Here is a 15821-nt window from a genome sequence, read left to right on the forward strand (position 1 = left end):
GAGAATGATTGTCAAAATGGACGTCCGCTAGCGTGTCGCCGTGCTGGTCGTGAACCGCTTCCGCGTCGGCGCCGAGGAGGCGCCGGTCTTCCGGGACGACCTGGCCGCGGCCCGCGACCTGCTCGCCGCGCAGCCGGGATACGTCGAGGGGAGCCTCGGCCGCGCCCTGGACGACCCCGACCTGTGGCTGCTGCTCACTCGTTGGGAGTCGGTCGGCGCCTATCGCCGCGCGCTGTCGGCCTACGACGTCAAGCTGCACGCCTGGACCACCCTGGGGCGCGCCCTCGACGAGCCGGGCGCCTTCGAGGACGCCGAACCGGGAGCCGACCTCAATACCGCTTCGACCCGCTCGTTAGGCTGACCCTTCGTCCCCCGCGCACCGACCGCCAGTCGGCCGCGCCCGAAGCAGAAGGATCCCCATGGCCAAGCCCGCGCCGTCCGCCCTCGACAAGGTCGTCTCCCTGGCCAAGCGCCGGGGCTTCGTGTTCCCGAGCGGCGAGATCTACGGCGGCACCCGCTCCGCGTGGGACTACGGCCCGCTGGGCGTGGAGCTCAAGGAGAACGTCAAGCGTCAGTGGTGGCGCTCGATGGTCACCGGCCGCGACGACGTCGTCGGTCTGGACTCCAGCGTGATCCTGCCGCGGCGCACCTGGGAGGCCAGCGGCCACGTCGGCACCTTCACCGACCCGCTGACCGAGTGCCAGTCGTGCCACAAGCGCTACCGCGCCGACCACCTGCAGGAGGACTACGCCTCGCGGAAGGGTCTCGACGACCCCGACTCGGTGGACCTGGCCGAGCTCGCCTGCCCCAACTGTGGCACCCGGGGCGCCTGGACCGAGCCGCGCGAGTTCAACATGATGCTGAAGACCTACCTCGGCGTGATCGAGGACGAGTCGGGGCTCCACTACCTCCGCCCCGAGACCGCGCAGGGCATCTTCCTCAACTTCCAGAACGTCGTCACCTCCAGCCGGAAGAAGCCGCCGTTCGGCATCGCGCAGCTCGGCAAGTCCTTCCGCAACGAGATCACCCCCGGCAACTTCATCTTCCGCACCCGCGAGTTCGAGCAGATGGAGATGGAGTTCTTCGTCAAGCCGGGTGAGGACGAGGAGTGGCACCAGTACTGGATCGACGAGCGCACCCGCTGGTACGTCGACCTCGGCATCGACCCCGACAACCTGCGGCACTTCGAGCACCCCCAGGAGAAGCTCTCCCACTACGCCAAGCGCACGGTGGACATCGAGTACCGCTTCCGCTTCGCCGGCAGCGAGTGGGGTGAGCTCGAAGGCATCGCCAACCGCACCGACTTCGACCTGAGGCAGCACAGCGAGTTCTCCGGCCAGGACCTGTCCTACTACGACCAGGCCGCCGACGAGCGCTACCTCCCCTACGTCATCGAGCCGGCGGGCGGCCCCAACCGGTCGCTGATGGCCTTCCTGGTCGACGCCTACGCCGAGGACGAGGCCCCCAACACCAAGGGTGGCGTCGACGTGCGGACGGTGCTCCGGCTCGACCAACGGCTGGCGCCGGTCAAGGTGGCGGTGCTCCCGCTCTCACGCAACGCCGACCTGTCGCCCAAGGCCCGTGACCTGGCCGCCGACCTGCGCCGGCAGTGGAACGTCGACTTCGACGACGCGGGCGCGATCGGTCGCCGCTACCGGCGTCAGGACGAGATCGGCACGCCCTACTGCGTGACGGTCGACTTCGACACCCTCGACGACGGCGCCGTGACCGTGCGCGAGCGTGACTCGATGGCGCAGGAGCGCGTCCCGATCGAGGGGATCGTCGGCTATTTTGGCGCGCGCTTGATCGGGTCTTGACCTTTGTCCGGAGCTTCGTTGCCTACAGTGGGCGCCATGTCGACGCCCCGCACCCGACGCCCGCGCGTCGTCGCGCTGGCCGCCATCCTGCTGTCCGGCGCGCTGCTGGCCGGCTGCTCCGGTGGCGGTGGCGACGACCCCGGCGGGTCCGGGACGTCGGGCGCCTCGGGCAGCGGGTCCGGCAGCGGGTCGGGCGACGGGTCGCCGTCGGCGGCGCCCAGCAACTATCTCGACGTGGGCAAGAAGGTCACGCTCACCGCCCAGGGCAGCGACCTCGCGATCGGCAAGGCCGCCGCGGTCGCCTGGGCGCTCGACGAGAAGCGCGTGGCCGTGCTCGACCTCAAGGTCACCAAGGTCGAGCAGGTCCCGATCTCCCGGCTGAGTGCCTGGGTGCTCGACAAGAAGGCCAAGACCTCCACGCCCTTCTTCGTCCACGCGAAGGTCAAGAACATCGGTCGCAGTGATCTCAGCCAGCTGTCGGTGCCGCTCTACCTCGCGGCGGGTGACAACAAGCTGGTGAGCGCGAGCAGCTTCGAGAGCACGTTCAAGCCGTGCCCGAGCACCCCGTTGCCCAAGAAGTTCAAGCCGGGCAAGGGAACCGCGACCTGCTGGGTCTACCTCGCACCCAAGGGCGACAAGATGAAGAACGTCAGCTTCTTCACCGGCCCGGGCTTCGACCCGGTCACCTGGTCCGGCAAGGTCGTCGTGGTCAAGGACAAGTCGGCCGACGACAAGGGCGCGAAGAACAAGAAGAACGACAAGAAGAGCAAGAAGGGCAACGGCTGACGCCGCGCCGGGAGCGTCCGGCTCGCCGCCTCGTGCGTTTGGGGCAACCCGCCCTTCCCGGGGAGAATGACCCGGTGCCCCCGCTGCCCGACCATCTCCAGCTCGGCCCGCTACGGGTCGAGACCCCGGTCGTGCTCGCCCCGATGGCCGGCATCACCAACGCCGCCTTCCGCCGGCTGTGTGCCGAGCAGGGGGCCGGGCTCTATGTCTGCGAGATGATCACCTCGCGCGGCCTGGTCGAGCGTGACGAGACGACCCGCCGGATGCTGGTCTTCGACGAGCTCGAGTCGGTGCGGTCGGTGCAGCTCTACGGCACCGACCCGGTCTACGTCGGCAAGGCTGCCGAGATCCTGTGCGCGGAGTACGGCGTCCACCACGTCGACCTCAACTTCGGCTGTCCGGTGCCGAAGGTGACCCGCAAGGGCGGGGGAGGGGCGCTCCCGTGGAAGCGCGGGCTGCTGGCCGAGATCCTCCGGGCGGCGGTCGCCGCGACCGCGCCCTACGGCGTCCCGGTGACCATGAAGACCCGCAAGGGCCTCGACGACGACCACCTGACCTACCTCGACGCGGGACGGATCGCCCAGGAGTCGGGGGTCGCCGCCATCGCGCTGCACGGTCGCACCGTGCAGCAGGCCTACTCCGGGGAGGCCGACTGGGAGGCGATCGGGCGGCTGGTCGACCACGTGGACATCCCCGTGCTCGGCAATGGCGACCTGTGGGAGGCCGCCGATGCGGTCCGGATGGTCGAGCAGACGGGCGCGGCGGGCGTGGTCGTGGGGCGTGGCTGCCTGGGCCGTCCCTGGCTGTTCCGTGACCTGGCGGCGGCCTTCGGTGGGCGCGAGGTCACGACGCTGCCCACGCTGGGCGAGGTGGCGGTGATGATGCGCCGGCACGCCGAGCGGCTCAGCGAGCACATGGGCGAGGAACGCGGCTGCAAGGAGTTCCGCAAGCACGTCTCGTGGTACCTCAAGGGCTTCCGGGCCGGTGGTCGCCTGCGGCGCTCGCTCGCGCTGGTCGACTCACTGGCCGCGCTGGACGAGCTGCTGGCCGACCTCGACCCGAGCGAGCCCTTCCCGGTCGGTGAGCTGGGCGCGGCCCGCGGCCGGCAGGGCTCCCCGCGCGCGAGGGTGGTGCTCCCGGAGGGCTGGCTCGACGACACCGACGGCCGGGGCAGCCACGTCCGCGAGGACACGACCGAGACCACGGGCGGATAGGCGTGCCCCGCTATGCGCTGCTGGTGCAGCCCTCGGCCAACCGTGTCTATGCCCAGGCGTCGGCGGCACTCACCACGGCCGAGCTGCGGATCGTCGACGAGCGGGTCCTGGGCGGGGTGATCGACCACCTCGACGAGGAGACCATCGGCGGCGTCCGCTACGTCACGTTCAGCGCCCCCGACCTCGACGAGCGTGCGCTCGCCCACCTCTCCCAGCTGTCGACCGCGTTCGCGCTCTTCGAGCTGCGCGACGGACTGTTGGCCCCGCTGACGCTCACCCCGCTGGCGCGCTACGACGACGACCTGCTCACGATCCTGAAGTACTCCGGCAAGACCAACGAGACGTTCACCCATCTGCTGCTGCACGTCACCCTGCTCTTCCGCGAGCAGCCCGAGCAGCTGCTCGACGGCTCGCTGCGGGTGCTCGACCCGTTGTGCGGTCGCGGCACCACGCTGAGCCAGGCGCTGAGGTGGGGCCACGACGCCGTCGGCCTCGACCTGGACCGCAAGGACGTGGAGGCCTACGCCGGGTTCCTCAAGAGCTGGCTGAAGCGCAAGCGGCTCAAGCACACGATCGCCACGACGCCCGTGCGCCACGACGGCAAGCGCGTCGCCCGGCGCACCGACGCGACCGTGGCGCCCACCAAGGAGGACTGGGCGGCCGGGCGGACCCAGCGGCTGAGCGTGCTGCACGCCGACACCCTGCGCGCGGGCGAGCTGGTCAAGCCTCGCAGCGTCGATGCGGTCGTCACCGACGCGCCGTACGGCGTCCAGCACGGCAGCCGGCACCCCGAGCACGGGCTGGCCCGGCGCCCGCTGGACCTGCTGGAGGCGGCGGTGCCGGTCTGGGTGGGGCTGCTGCGCCCGGGCGGTGCGCTCGGCATCGCCTGGAACACCCACGTCGCGGCCCGCGACGACCTGGCCGACCTGCTCCGGCGGCACGGCCTGCTGGTCGCCGACAGCGAGCCCTACCGCGCGTTGCAGCACCGCGTCGACAGCTCGATCCTCCGCGACGTCATCGTCGCTCGACGCCCCTCGTGACCGGGGATCCCACGGCCGCCGGCGTCTCACCGCCGGGCGCGGTGATTGGCACTGGACCAGACCAGTGTGCTTCACTCGGGGGCGCCGTGTCCGATTCGTTATCACATGGAGCGGCGCAAATCCCCCCGTCAGCAACGTGCAAAGGACATCAGCGCAGTGGCAGATGCACGCCACAAGCGGGAACGCCCCACCCCCCGTTCTCCCCGAGCCGCGGTCGTGGCCGCCCCCCTCGCCACCCTCGCGACCCTCGGTGTCGTCGGCCTGGGTGTCGCCGGCGCCGACCTGCCCGTCGCCACTCCGGCGGCCGACCTGTCGGGTGCGACCTACACCCCCACCGGCCAGTCGGCTGACCTGAGCGATCGCACACCCCTGCTGTCCCGCTCGGCCAAGCGGCACAAGGTCACCCAGGACGTGGAGGAGTCCAACGAGCTGATCGCCGCGGCCGCCGACGAGGCCGAGACCGCACGGGTGGTGCGGCAGGCGAAGAAGAAGCGGGTCAAGCTCTGGACCACCGCCCCCCTCAACGTCTGGACCTCCGCCGCCAAGGGCGCCAAGCAGGTCGGTGAGTTCGAGGAGGGCAAGCAGATCCTGGTCACCGGCCGCCGCGACAACGGCCGCGTCGAGGTGGTCGTCAAGGGAGAGCCGCGCTGGGTGACCGCGGGCTACCTCAGCAGCGACAAGCCCGTCGGCCCGGCGGCCGGACTGTCGATGGCGCCGTGCCCCGACTCCAGCGTCGAGAACGGGCTCACCACCAACGCCATCCGGGTCTATCGCTCGGTGTGCCACGCCTTCCCCCAGATCACCCGCTACGGCGGCTGGGACGCCCACGGTGAGCACTCCTCGGGGCGGGCGTTGGACATCATGACCAGCGACGTGGCGCTCGGCACCGCGATCGCCGACTACCTGCGCGCCCACGCCGCCGAGCTGCACCTCTACGACGTGATCTGGCGCCAGCACATCTGGACCCCGGTCCGCTCCGGCGAGGGCTGGCGGCCGATGTCCAACCGCGGGTCGGCCACGGCCAACCACTACGACCACGTCCACGTCTCGACGTACTGACCCGGCCGGAGGCCCGGCACGGCTGACGTTTGTCACGCCGGAGTCGTGACAGAGGGCTGAGGTCCGGGCGGCGGGGAGCCGACACGCTGGAGGCATGACCACCTCCACCGCCACCCCGGGATCGACCACTCCGGCGATCCGCCTCGCAGGCGTCACCCGCACCTTCGGGAGCGTCGTCGCCGTCGACGACCTCGACCTGACCGTCCGTCCCGGCGAGGTGGTGGCCTTCCTCGGCCCCAACGGCGCCGGCAAGACCACCACCGTGGACATGATCCTGGGGCTCTCCGCGCCCACCCGCGGCGAGGTGTCCGTCCTCGGGCTGTCGCCCCGCGACGCGATCGCCCGCGGCCTGGTGTCCGCCGTGATGCAGTCCGGCGGCCTGCTCAAGGACCTGACGGTCCGGGAGACCGTCCGGCTCACCGCCAGTCTCTTCCCGGGGGCGGCCGACCCCGACGACGCCCTGGAAAGGGCCGGGATCGCGGGGCTCGCGGACCGCAAGGTCGGCAAGTGCTCCGGCGGCGAGCAGCAGCGGCTGCGGTTCGCCCTCGCGCTGCTGCCGGACCCGGCGGTGCTGCTCCTCGACGAGCCGACCACCGGCATGGACGTCGAGGGGCGGCGCAGCTTCTGGGCGGCCATCCGCGACGACGCCGCCCGGGGCCGCACCGTGATGTTCGCGACGCACTACCTCGAGGAGGCGGACCAGTACGCCGACCGCATCGTCCTGGTCCGCCAGGGGCGCATCGTCGCGGACGGCTCGGGGGCCGAGATCAAGGCACTCGCCAGCGGCCGCACCCTGCGCGCCACGCTCGCCGGCGCCGACGCCCACGCGCTGGCCGGGCTGCCCGGCGTCGAGTCGGTCGAGATCCGCGGCGACAGCGTCGTCGTGCACGCCGCGAACACCGACACGGTCGCCCGGCATCTGCTCACCGAGACCGCCGCCCGCGACCTCGAGATCACCAGTCGAGGGCTGGAGGACGCCTTCGTCACCCTGACCGGCACGCCGGCCGCCGAAACCCAGGAGGACCCCCGATGAACGACACCGCACTCCCTGCGGCGAGCGCCGCCGCGGCTGCGACGCCCGGCTTCGACCCGGCCACCCGTGCCGTGCCCCGCTGGGGCGGCCTGAACCGGACCCTGGTCGGCATCGAGCTGCGCCGGGTGCTGCGCAACCGGCGGACGGTCATCTTCGCGTTCGTGTTCCCCAGCGCGTTGTTCTTCGCCTTCGCCGGCAGCCAGGACTACGCGAACGAGTCGGTGGGCGTCGGCAACGTGTCGGCGTACATCATGGTGTCGATGGCGCTCTACGGCGCCGCGCTGACCGCCGCCTCCGGCGGCACCGCGGTCGCCCTCGAGCGGTCGCTCGGCTGGTCCCGCCAGCTGCGGCTCACGCCGCTCTCCCCGGTGTCCTACATCCTGGTGAAGACCCTGCTCGCGGTGCTGCTCGGCGCGGTCGCGGTGACCATGGTCAACGTCGCCGGCCTGGTCCAGGGCAAGCCCGACATGCCGGCGGCCACCTGGGTGGCCTGCGCGCTGCTGACCGTCGTCTGCTCGCTGGTCTTCGCCGCGCTCGGGGTGTTCGTCGGCTACCTGGTGCCGGGCGAGAACGCCATGCAGATCCTCGGTCCCGGCCTGGCGCTGCTGTCCTTCCTCGGCAACGTGTTCATCCCGATCACGAAGGGCACCACCATGTGGTGGGTCGCCTCGACCACCCCGATGTTCGGGGTCGCGGAGATCTCCCGGTGGCCGCTGACCCGCGAGCTCGACTGGTACTCCGTGCTCAACGCGGTCGCGTGGCTGGCGGTCTTCGTCGGCGGCGCCGCGTGGCGGATGAGCCGAGACACCGCCCGGGTCTGACGACGGCTAGCGTGACCGACGTGACTCACGCACCCGTCGTCTCCCCGCCCGCCTCGGGCCCGTTCGGGGGACGGGCCCGAGGCGGGCGGTGGTGGTGGCTCGTCTTCGCCGCCATCTGGCTGATCTTCCTCCAGGAGCCGGTGCAGGACGCCTGGGCGATCCGCGGCACCCCCCGTGGGACCGTCGCCCTGGTGGCGCTCGTCGTGTTCGGAGCGCTCTATCTCGGGTCGTTCGGCGCGGTCCGGCAGCGGCGGATGGCGCCGGCGCCGCACCGCCGCGGGACCGGGCTGGCGATCCTGGCCGGGATGGCCATGCTGTCGGCCCTGGTCTGCTGGGCGGTCGGCCAGTCCGGCACCGCCACGTTCGTCTACGTGGCCGTCACCGCCGTGATGTCCCTGCCGGTGCGGGTCGCGTTCGCCGTCACCGTCGGGCTGGCGCTGCTCCATGAGGTGCTGGTCCGCGCGGTGACCGGCTGGGAGGAGCAGCCGTCGCTGACGTTCTCGCTGCTCACCGCGGCGCTGGCGATGTTCGGCGTCCGGATGCTGATGGATCGCAACCAGCAGCTCCTCAACGCCCGTGAGGAGCTCGCGGACCTGGCCGTCGCGGAGGAGCGCAACCGCTTCTCGCGCGACCTCCACGACATCCTCGGCCACACACTCACCGTGGTGACCGTGAAGGCGGAGCTCGCCGGCCGGCTGCTGGACGTCGACCCGGAGCGGGCCCGTGCCGAGCTGGCCGACGTGGAGCGGCTCAGCCGCGACGCGCTGGCCGACGTACGCCGGGCGGTCGGGGGCTACCGCGAGCTGTCGCTGGCCGCCGAGCTGGTGCGTGCCCGCGAGGCGCTGCGGTCGGCCGGCATCGCCGACGACCTGCCCACCACCGTCGACGAGGTGCCCGCCGAGCTGCGGGAGCTCTTCGCCTGGACGATCCGCGAGGGCGTGACCAACGTGGTCCGGCACAGCCGGGCGACCCGGTGCACGGTGCGCCTGGGCCGGGCTGGGGTGGCCGTCGAGGACGACGGCGAGGGTCCCGGGGGCACAGGTCCCGGCGACGGGAGCGTCGGCCACGGGCTCACCGGGCTGAGGGAGCGCGCGGTCGCCGAGGGTGCGGTGCTGATGACCAGCACCGTGGCACCCCATGGCTTCCGCCTCGAGGTGACCCGCGGATGATCCGACTGCTGCTCGCCGACGACCAGGCGCTGGTGCGCGGCGCCCTGGCGGCGTTGCTCGACCTCGAGAGCGACCTGCAGGTGGTGGGCGAGGTGGCCCGCGGCGACGAGGTGGTCGCGGCTGCCCACGACCACGACGTCGACGTGGCCCTGCTCGACGTCGAGATGCCCGGCCTCGACGGCATCGCCGCCACCGCCGCACTCAAGGCCGCCCGACCGCAGACCCGGGTGCTGATCGTGACGACCTTCGGGCGTCCCGGGTTCGTCCGTCGGGCGCTGGAGGCCGGCGCCGACGGTTTCGTCGTCAAGGACACCCCGGCCCGGGCGCTGGCCGATGCCGTCCGGCGGGTGCACCAGGGGCTCCGGGTCGTCGACCCCGAGCTGGCCGCCGACAGCCTGCTGGCCGGGCAGTCGCCGCTGACCGAGCGCGAGACCGAGGTGCTGCGCGCGGCCCGCGACGGGGCGCCGGTCGCCGTCATCGCCGAGCAGGTCTTCCTCAGCCAGGGCACGGTCCGCAACCACCTCTCCGCCGCCATCGGCAAGACCGGTGCCGCCAACCGGGCCGAGGCGGTCCGGATCGCCGTGGAGTCCGGCTGGCTGTGAGGGTGTGGGGCGGTCCGCGGCACCCGCTAGGGTCGCCTCGATGAGCACCAGCCCGACCGCCGACCACTACGCCGCCGCGGATCGCGAGCGGTTGGTCGAGGAGCCGCCCAAGCGGGTCGACGCGCCGGTCCGGACTCCCTTCGAGCGGGACCGGGCCCGGGTGGTGCATGCGGCCTCGTCTCGACGGCTCGCGGCCAAGACGCAGGTCGTCGGCCCGCAGACCGACGACTTCGTGCGCAACCGGCTCACCCACAGCCTCGAGGTGGCCCAGGTGGCCCGCGACCTGGCTCGCGCGCTCGGCTGCCATCCCGACATCGCCGAGACCGCCGCGCTCGCCCACGACCTCGGGCATCCGCCGTTCGGCCACAACGGCGAGCGGGCGCTGGCCGACCTGGCCAAGGACGCCGGCGGCTTCGAGGGCAACGCCCAGACGCTGCGGCTGCTGACCCGGCTGGAGGCCAAGACCTTCGACGCGGACGGCCGCTCGGCCGGGCTCAACCTGACCCGGGCGACCCTCGACGCCTGCACGAAGTACCCCTGGAGCCGGTCGGCCGCCGAGCCGCCGCAGGGACTGCACGCCGACGGGTCGCCGCGCACGGTGGTGAAGTTCGGCGTCTACGACGACGACCGGCCGGTCTTCGACTGGATGCGCCAGGGCGCCGTGCGCGCGGCCCAGTGCGTCGAGGCCCAGGTGATGGACCTCGCCGACGATGTCGCCTACTCCGTCCACGACGTCGAGGACGGCGTGGTGGCCGGCCGGATCGAGCTCACCGCGGTGGACCGGCCGGCGGTGTGGCAGACCGTCCGGGAGTGGTACGTCCCGGACGCCGACGACGCCCTGCTCGACGAGGTGCTCGACGGGTTGGTCGCGATCGAAGCATGGCCGCGGGCGGCCTACGACGGGTCGCGGCGGCACCTCGCCGCGCTGAAGAACCTCACCTCCGATGTGATCGGCCGGTTCTGCGGTGCGGTGCAGGAAGCGACGTTCGCGGCGGGGGAGGGGCCGTTCGTCCGTTACCGCGCGGCGCTGGTGGTGCCCGAGCGCACCCGGCTGGAGATCGCGGTGCTCAAGGGGATCGCGGCCCACTACGTCATGCGCGCCGACGACCGGGTGGCGCTGATGGAGCGGCAGCGGGGCCTGCTCGCCGAGCTCGTCGAGGCGCTGCTGGTCCGGGGGCCGGAGGCCCTCGACCGTCCGTTCGCCGACGACTGGGCGGGCGCGGACGACGCCGGCGCGCGGCTGCGCGTGGTCGTCGACCAGGTGGCCTCGCTGACCGACGCCAGCGCGGTCTCCCGGCATGCGGAGCTCTGCGGGTGAGCCGGCTGGTGTGGGTGCCGTTCGACCCCGCGGCGCTGGGCGATCTCCCCTCCGGAGTGACCGTGGCGCAGGTGGTCCCGAGTGCCGACGACCTTCCCGCCGATGCGGCCGAGGTCGAGCTGTTCGTGCCGGCGTACACGTTCGCGGCCGACCTCACGGTGCTCGCCCGGATGCCCCGGCTCCGCGTGGTGCAGACCCTGACCGCCGGGATCGACCACGTGTGGCCGCACCTGCCCGAGGGCGTCACGCTCTGCAACGGCAAGGGCATCCACGAGACCTCGACCGCCGAGCTGGCGCTCACGCTGATGCTGGCGTCGCTGCGCGGGGTGCCGGAGTTCGTCCGCGCGCAGGACCGGAGCGAGTGGGCCTCTGACTGGTGGCCGGCGCTCGCGGACAAGCGGGTGCTCATCGTCGGCCACGGCTCGATCGGGGCGGCCGTGGAGGAGCGGCTTCGGCCGTTCGAGGTGGAGGTGGTGCGGGTCGCGAGCCGTGCGCGGGAGGGCGTGCACGGAGTCGAGGACCTGCCGAGGCTGCTGCCCGACGCCGACGTGGTGGTCCTGGTGGTGCCGTTGACCGACGCCACCCGCGGGCTGGTGTCGCGCGACTTCCTGGACACGATGCGGCCGGGGGCGCTGCTGGTCAACGTCGCCCGCGGGGCGGTGGTCGACACCGACGCGCTGCTGGTGGCGCTGCGGTCCGGCCGGGTGCGCGCGGCGCTCGACGTCACCGACCCTGAGCCGCTGCCGCCCGACCACCCGCTCTGGTCCGCGCCGGGCGTGCTCATCTCCCCGCACGTCGGTGGCGCCAGCAGCGCGATGTGGCCGCGGGCCTACCGCGTGGTGCGCGAGCAGCTCGTGCGCTTCGCCGCCGGCGAGCCGCTCGCCCACGTCGTACGCCGGCCCTGAACGGAGGCCGGGATCCACGTCGGTGTCACGAGGAGGGGTCGATGCGCCCCTGCGCGTAGGCCCACAAGGCGATCTCCACCCGGTTGCGCGCCGGCAGCTTGTCCATGAGCGCGCCTACGTGCGTCTTGACGGTGCTGACCGAGACAAAGAGCTCCTCGGCAATCTCGGCGTTCGTGCGGCCCCTGGCCACCAGGTCGACCACCGACTCCTCGCGGGCCGTCAGGGGCTCGAGCGGAGGGGCCGCCCGCCCGGAGCGGCCGCGCGCGAAGGTGGTGAGCAGCCGGGCGGTGACCGAGGGGGCCAGCAGCGCGTCGCCGCGTGCCGCGACGCGCACGGCCTCGGCCAGCAGGTCCGGCTCGGCGTCCTTGAGCAGGAACCCCCGGGCCCCGGCCTGCAGCGCGTCGAACACGTACTCGTCGTCGTCGAAGGTCGTCACCACGACCACGGGCAACGGTTCGGACGCCTCCGGGCCAGCCACCTGTCGGGTGGCCTCGATGCCGTCGAGGTCGGGCATCCGGATGTCGAACAGACAGACGTCCGGCCGGAGCCGACGCGCCAGGCTGACGGCCTCGAGTCCGGTGGCCGCCTGGCCGACCACCTCGATGTCGGGGTAGGCCTCGAGGATGGTGGTCAGGCCGATCCGCACCATCTCCTGGTCGTCGGCCAGCAGCACCCGCACCGGGTCGCTCATGCGCGCACCTCCTGACCGTCGCCGCGGGCGGACACCCGCGTCGGCGCCTCGGCCAGGACCGTCCAACCACCCACCGGGTCCGGGCCGGCGGTGATCCGGCCGCCCAGCAGGGCGAAGCGCTCCTGCATGCCGGCCAGCCCGTAGCGCGCCCGTCGCCGCGGCGGCCGGCCTCGAGGGACCTCCGTCCGCCCGTCGTCGTGGACGCGCAGGGTCATGGTGTCCGCCTCTCGGGTCAGCTCCACGTCGACGCGAGTCACCTCGACTGCGTGGCGACGAGCGTTGGTTACCGCCTCCTGCGCGGCTCGGAAGAGCGCCGATCCCACGGCGGCAGCGACGCCGTCGAGGTCCGCGGTGGTGGAGACGACCACCGCGGGAGTCGCGTCGGCGTCGGCGAGCCCGGCGATGTCGGAGACGCCGTACGTCGGGGCGCGCTGGGCGCCGTCGTCGTCCTCCCGGAGCACGGCCACCAGCGCCCGCATGTCCTCCAGCGAGCGCGATGCCGCCTCCTCGACCCCGCGGAGGGCTTCGGCCGCGCCGTCGGGATCGTTCTGCGCCCTGACCCGGGCGGCTCGGGCCTGGAGCAGGATGCCGGTGACGTGGTGGGCCACGGTGTCATGCAGGTCGCGGGCCAGCCGCGCGCGCTCGCGGTTCCTGATCTCGTCGCGCTCACGATGCTGGACGCGGACCCACAACCGGACCGCGACGCCCACCGCCACGGGCAGCAGGAGCGCCCCGACACCGACCCCGATCGAGGACCCGCTCGAGGCGTAGAGTGGCTCTCTGGCCAGGTGGACGACCAGCAAGAACGCCGTCCCGGCCAGCACACCCCGACCGCTGGCCCATCGCCCGAGGGAGTAGGCCAGCAACAGCACCACGGCCGTGACGTTGAGCACGCTGTAGGGCTCGCCGACGAGTGCCGGGACCACCCCCGCCACCGTCTGCGTCGCATAGCCGACCAGCAGCATGGTGAGCGGTCGCCGCGGGCGCCACAGCAGGGTCAGGACGCAGGCCAGCGCCCAGCCGATGTGCCACGCGGGCCACACCACGTCCGGCCGGAGCAGCCCCTCGAGGACGGTCACCGGGACCAGCCCCGCGACCAGCGCTCGGTCCCACCAGGCAGGCCCGGGCGGGGCGACCACCCGAGGTTCGTCCCAGATCGCTCGCACCAGACCTCCCGCCATGGGCCTCAGGGTAGGGCGGGACACGGCGGGAGTGGACCGTACCTGGGTCCAGGATCTCCTGGCCGCGAGTACCGGTCGGGTCGATCCTCTGCTCCGATGCGCCAGACCGGCCCCGGGGGCCACCGTGGAGCCATGACTACCGAAACCTCTCCCCGTCCCGGTTCCACCACCACCCCGGCCGACACCGGTCCGGTCCCCGGCCCGCTGGTCCAGGCCGGCGGGATCGCGGCGCAGGTCGTCGCCGGCACCTACGTCGTCGGCTTCCTCGCGATGGGCGCCTACCTCGCACCACAGGGCTTCGTCGACCCCGTCGCCGATCCGTCGGGCTCGTTGGCCTTCCTGCTCGACCACACGGCCGTGATGTCGGCGTGGTACGCCCTGCTCTATCTCCTCGGCGGTGCCGCGATGGCGCTGGTCGCCCTGGGGGTCCGCGACCGGCTGGCGTCCGCACCGGGGCCGGCGCGAGTGTCCGCGGCCCTCGGGCTCGTCTGGTCGGGGCTGCTGGTCGCGAGCGGCAGCGTGGCCGTGGTCGGTCAGCATGCCGTGGTCTCGCTGCACGCCGGCGACCCCGACCTGGCCCGCTCCACCTGGACCTCGGTGAGCATCGTGCAGGACGCCCTTGGCGGCGGGGTCGAGGTCGCCGGCGCACTCTGGGCGATGGTGGTGGGGCTGGCGGTGCTGCGCACCCGCACGCTGCCGGCCGCGCTCGGTGGCCTCGCGCTGGGGCTGGCCGCCGTCGGCCTGGTCACCGTCGTACCGGCCGCCTCGGAGGTCTCGACCTCGATCTTCGGGATCGGCTTCATCGTCTGGTTCACCTGGCTGGGCGTGGTGCTCGCCCGCCGCTGACCGCGGCACGCAAACGCGGGGCACCTCGGGCGCCCCGCGTTCGGCTCGTTCCTCGCGGTGGCCGTGTCCGTCGCGAAGCTGTCGCGTACGGCGGCGGCCGTCAGCCGGCCAGCTCGAGCAGCTCGGCGAGCACGTCGTCGCCGCCGGCGCCGTACGCCGCCCAGTCGGGGGCGGTGCGCCGGGGGAGCGGGGCGACGATGCTCCAGCGGTCCCAGGCCGCGTCGACCGCCTCGCGGGGGCTCATCCCGCGCCGCAGGCCGCGCAGCACCTCGGCCGCGGCGTAGCCCCTGCCCTCGTGGAACTTCCCGGCCGGGAAGGAGCGCCCCTCCCGGCTGATCGCACACAGCGACGCGTCGGGCGTCAGCCCACGCAGTGCCTCGTCGGCCTCGGCGCGGATCTCCGCGGCGCGCGCGGCCACGTCGTCATCGGCCGGTCGGTGGTCGGCCACCGGGTCGTCCTTTCCGGAGGGTCAGCGGGTCTGCCCCAACCCGCCGCGCTGGTCCCGGACGCCCACGCGAGGGCGGAGGGTGCGCTCGCGGGCCTGCCGCGCGGACCTCTCGACGGCCGCCGCCCGGCGTTGGGCCCGCCGAGCCCGGGAACGTTCTCGCAGCGCGTGCAGCCTTGCCGACAGCCTCATGGCATCGACGATATCCGGGGGTCCTCCGGGTGCCAACGGCGCTTCGCTGTCCGACCGGTCACCGAGCCGGGTGGGAGACGGTGACCTCGATCTCGTCGCCATAGGACCACCCGTCGCGCAGGGGCAGCGCGTCGCCGCTCCAGAAGCGCCCGGGGTCGTACCACGTGGGGGGCAGCTCGTCGTCGAGCACGCCCATCGTCTGCAGGGTGACGGCGGCGAGCTCGGCGCAGTAGGCCACCTCGGTGCGCAGCGCCATCGGGAGCTCGGGGTTGGGGATGCCGTTGCGGCCGGAGAACCACCGCCAGGCCAGCTGTCCGGTGGAGGGGAACGACGTGCCGTTCCAGCGGGCGACCGCCTTGAGGGCGGCGTCCTCCTCGGGCCGCCCGGCCACCGGCTCCAGCTGGCGGAGGAAGACCTGCTGCTTGCGCAGGCCGGTCCAGCGCTCCACCGCCGCGCGCAGGTCGTGGAGCTGGGCACCCCGGTGGTGGGTGCCGGTCCACAGGTCCACCAGTCGGCGTCCGAGCTCGGCGTGCCACATCATCGCCGGCAGGTCGCCGATCGCCACCGCGAGCGCCACGTGGTTGACCGGCGCGTTGGTCGCGAGTCGGATCGCGTGGTCGGCCGCGGTCACGCCGCGGAACAGCCACAGGTCGCCGGTGCGGGTCAGCTGGGCCGCCTCCTCGAGGGTCACGCTCGCCATGG

17 protein-coding genes are annotated in these 15821 nt (G+C 73.0%); 13 read left to right on the plus strand and 4 right to left on the minus strand.

What is annotated here, in order from left to right:
- The first annotated feature begins 40 nt into the window (after positions 1-40).
- The 12 genes from R2740_RS10130 to R2740_RS10185 all read left to right on the plus strand — a co-directional run bounded on the left by R2740_RS10130 (position 41) and on the right by R2740_RS10185 (position 11764).
- Complete coding sequence (locus R2740_RS10130; protein WP_371302557.1) at positions 41-361, plus strand: antibiotic biosynthesis monooxygenase; 321 nt, start codon at positions 41-43, stop codon at positions 359-361.
- Positions 362-419: 58 nt separating this feature from the next.
- A complete protein-coding gene (locus R2740_RS10135; RefSeq protein WP_371302558.1) occupies positions 420-1817 on the plus strand; it encodes a glycine--tRNA ligase in 1398 nt (465 codons plus the stop codon).
- 36 nt (positions 1818-1853) lie between these two features.
- On the plus strand, positions 1854-2603 hold the full coding sequence (locus R2740_RS10140; protein WP_371302559.1) for a hypothetical protein: 750 nt from the start codon (positions 1854-1856) through the stop codon (positions 2601-2603).
- A 74-nt stretch (positions 2604-2677) separates the two neighbouring features.
- Entirely contained in the window at positions 2678-3817 is a 1140-nt protein-coding gene (dusB, locus tag R2740_RS10145; RefSeq protein WP_371302560.1) for a tRNA dihydrouridine synthase DusB, read from the plus strand.
- A 2-nt stretch (positions 3818-3819) separates the two neighbouring features.
- Positions 3820-4857: a TRM11 family methyltransferase gene (locus tag R2740_RS10150; protein WP_371302561.1), complete on the plus strand. Its 1038-nt coding sequence runs from the start codon at positions 3820-3822 to the stop codon at positions 4855-4857.
- 216 nt (positions 4858-5073) lie between these two features.
- Positions 5074-5916, plus strand: a complete 843-nt coding sequence (locus R2740_RS10155) for a mucin-2 protein (RefSeq protein ID WP_371302562.1) — start codon at positions 5074-5076, stop codon at positions 5914-5916.
- A 94-nt stretch (positions 5917-6010) separates the two neighbouring features.
- A complete protein-coding gene (locus R2740_RS10160; protein ID WP_371302563.1) occupies positions 6011-6949 on the plus strand; it encodes an ABC transporter ATP-binding protein in 939 nt (312 codons plus the stop codon).
- Complete coding sequence (locus R2740_RS10165) at positions 6946-7770, plus strand: ABC transporter permease (protein WP_371302564.1); 825 nt, start codon at positions 6946-6948, stop codon at positions 7768-7770. The genes R2740_RS10160 and R2740_RS10165 overlap by 4 nt, the downstream gene beginning before the upstream one ends.
- 20 nt (positions 7771-7790) lie before the next feature.
- Entirely contained in the window at positions 7791-8939 is a 1149-nt protein-coding gene (locus tag R2740_RS10170; RefSeq protein ID WP_371302565.1) for a sensor histidine kinase, read from the plus strand.
- Entirely contained in the window at positions 8936-9541 is a 606-nt protein-coding gene (locus R2740_RS10175; RefSeq protein ID WP_371302566.1) for a response regulator, read from the plus strand. The genes R2740_RS10170 and R2740_RS10175 overlap by 4 nt, the downstream gene beginning before the upstream one ends.
- A 40-nt stretch (positions 9542-9581) precedes the next feature.
- Entirely contained in the window at positions 9582-10859 is a 1278-nt protein-coding gene (locus tag R2740_RS10180) for a deoxyguanosinetriphosphate triphosphohydrolase (protein WP_371302567.1), read from the plus strand.
- The gene (locus R2740_RS10185; protein WP_371302568.1) at positions 10856-11764 is read left to right on the plus strand and encodes a 2-hydroxyacid dehydrogenase; all 909 of its coding nucleotides are present in this window, start codon (positions 10856-10858) and stop codon (positions 11762-11764) included. The genes R2740_RS10180 and R2740_RS10185 overlap by 4 nt, the downstream gene beginning before the upstream one ends.
- Positions 11765-11789: 25 nt before the next feature.
- Here the strand turns inward: R2740_RS10185 and R2740_RS10190 are convergent, their stop codons facing one another.
- A complete protein-coding gene (locus R2740_RS10190) occupies positions 11790-12455 on the minus strand; it encodes a response regulator (RefSeq protein ID WP_371302569.1) in 666 nt (221 codons plus the stop codon).
- The gene (locus R2740_RS10195; RefSeq protein ID WP_371302570.1) at positions 12452-13636 is read right to left on the minus strand and encodes a sensor histidine kinase; all 1185 of its coding nucleotides are present in this window, start codon (positions 13634-13636) and stop codon (positions 12452-12454) included. The genes R2740_RS10190 and R2740_RS10195 overlap by 4 nt, the downstream gene beginning before the upstream one ends.
- A 132-nt stretch (positions 13637-13768) precedes the next feature.
- On the opposite strand from R2740_RS10195, the gene R2740_RS10200 reads away from it, so the two are divergent.
- The gene (locus R2740_RS10200) at positions 13769-14482 is read left to right on the plus strand and encodes a hypothetical protein (RefSeq protein ID WP_371302571.1); all 714 of its coding nucleotides are present in this window, start codon (positions 13769-13771) and stop codon (positions 14480-14482) included.
- Between the two features lie 100 nt (positions 14483-14582).
- Here the strand turns inward: R2740_RS10200 and R2740_RS10205 are convergent, their stop codons facing one another.
- Both R2740_RS10205 and R2740_RS10210 read right to left on the minus strand, forming a co-directional pair.
- On the minus strand, positions 14583-14930 hold the full coding sequence (locus R2740_RS10205; RefSeq protein ID WP_371302572.1) for a hypothetical protein: 348 nt from the start codon (positions 14928-14930) through the stop codon (positions 14583-14585).
- A 247-nt stretch (positions 14931-15177) separates the two neighbouring features.
- Complete coding sequence (locus tag R2740_RS10210) at positions 15178-15819, minus strand: hypothetical protein (protein WP_371302573.1); 642 nt, start codon at positions 15817-15819, stop codon at positions 15178-15180.
- Positions 15820-15821 lie beyond the last annotated feature (2 nt).

This window comes from Nocardioides sp. (assembly GCF_041393715.1).
In the GTDB taxonomy this organism is placed as follows: Bacteria; Actinomycetota; Actinomycetes; order Propionibacteriales; family Nocardioidaceae; genus Nocardioides.

What these genes read in the sequence shown, in the direction of transcription:
- R2740_RS10135 (WP_371302558.1), top strand. Translation starts at nt 420, where the DNA reads ATGGCCAAGCCCGCGCCGTCCGCCCTCGACAAGGTCGTCTCCCTGGCC.
- R2740_RS10140 (WP_371302559.1), top strand. Translation starts at nt 1,854, where the DNA reads ATGTCGACGCCCCGCACCCGACGCCCGCGCGTCGTCGCGCTGGCCGCC.
- R2740_RS10160 (WP_371302563.1), top strand. Translation starts at nt 6,011, where the DNA reads ATGACCACCTCCACCGCCACCCCGGGATCGACCACTCCGGCGATCCGC.
- R2740_RS10165 (WP_371302564.1), top strand. Translation starts at nt 6,946, where the DNA reads ATGAACGACACCGCACTCCCTGCGGCGAGCGCCGCCGCGGCTGCGACG.
- R2740_RS10175 (WP_371302566.1), top strand. Translation starts at nt 8,936, where the DNA reads ATGATCCGACTGCTGCTCGCCGACGACCAGGCGCTGGTGCGCGGCGCC.
- R2740_RS10180 (WP_371302567.1), top strand. Translation starts at nt 9,582, where the DNA reads ATGAGCACCAGCCCGACCGCCGACCACTACGCCGCCGCGGATCGCGAG.
- R2740_RS10190 (WP_371302569.1), bottom strand. Translation starts at nt 12,455, where the DNA reads ATGAGCGACCCGGTGCGGGTGCTGCTGGCCGACGACCAGGAGATGGTG.
- R2740_RS10195 (WP_371302570.1), bottom strand. Translation starts at nt 13,636, where the DNA reads ATGGCGGGAGGTCTGGTGCGAGCGATCTGGGACGAACCTCGGGTGGTC.
- R2740_RS10200 (WP_371302571.1), top strand. Translation starts at nt 13,769, where the DNA reads ATGACTACCGAAACCTCTCCCCGTCCCGGTTCCACCACCACCCCGGCC.
- R2740_RS10210 (WP_371302573.1), bottom strand. Translation starts at nt 15,819, where the DNA reads ATGGCGAGCGTGACCCTCGAGGAGGCGGCCCAGCTGACCCGCACCGGC.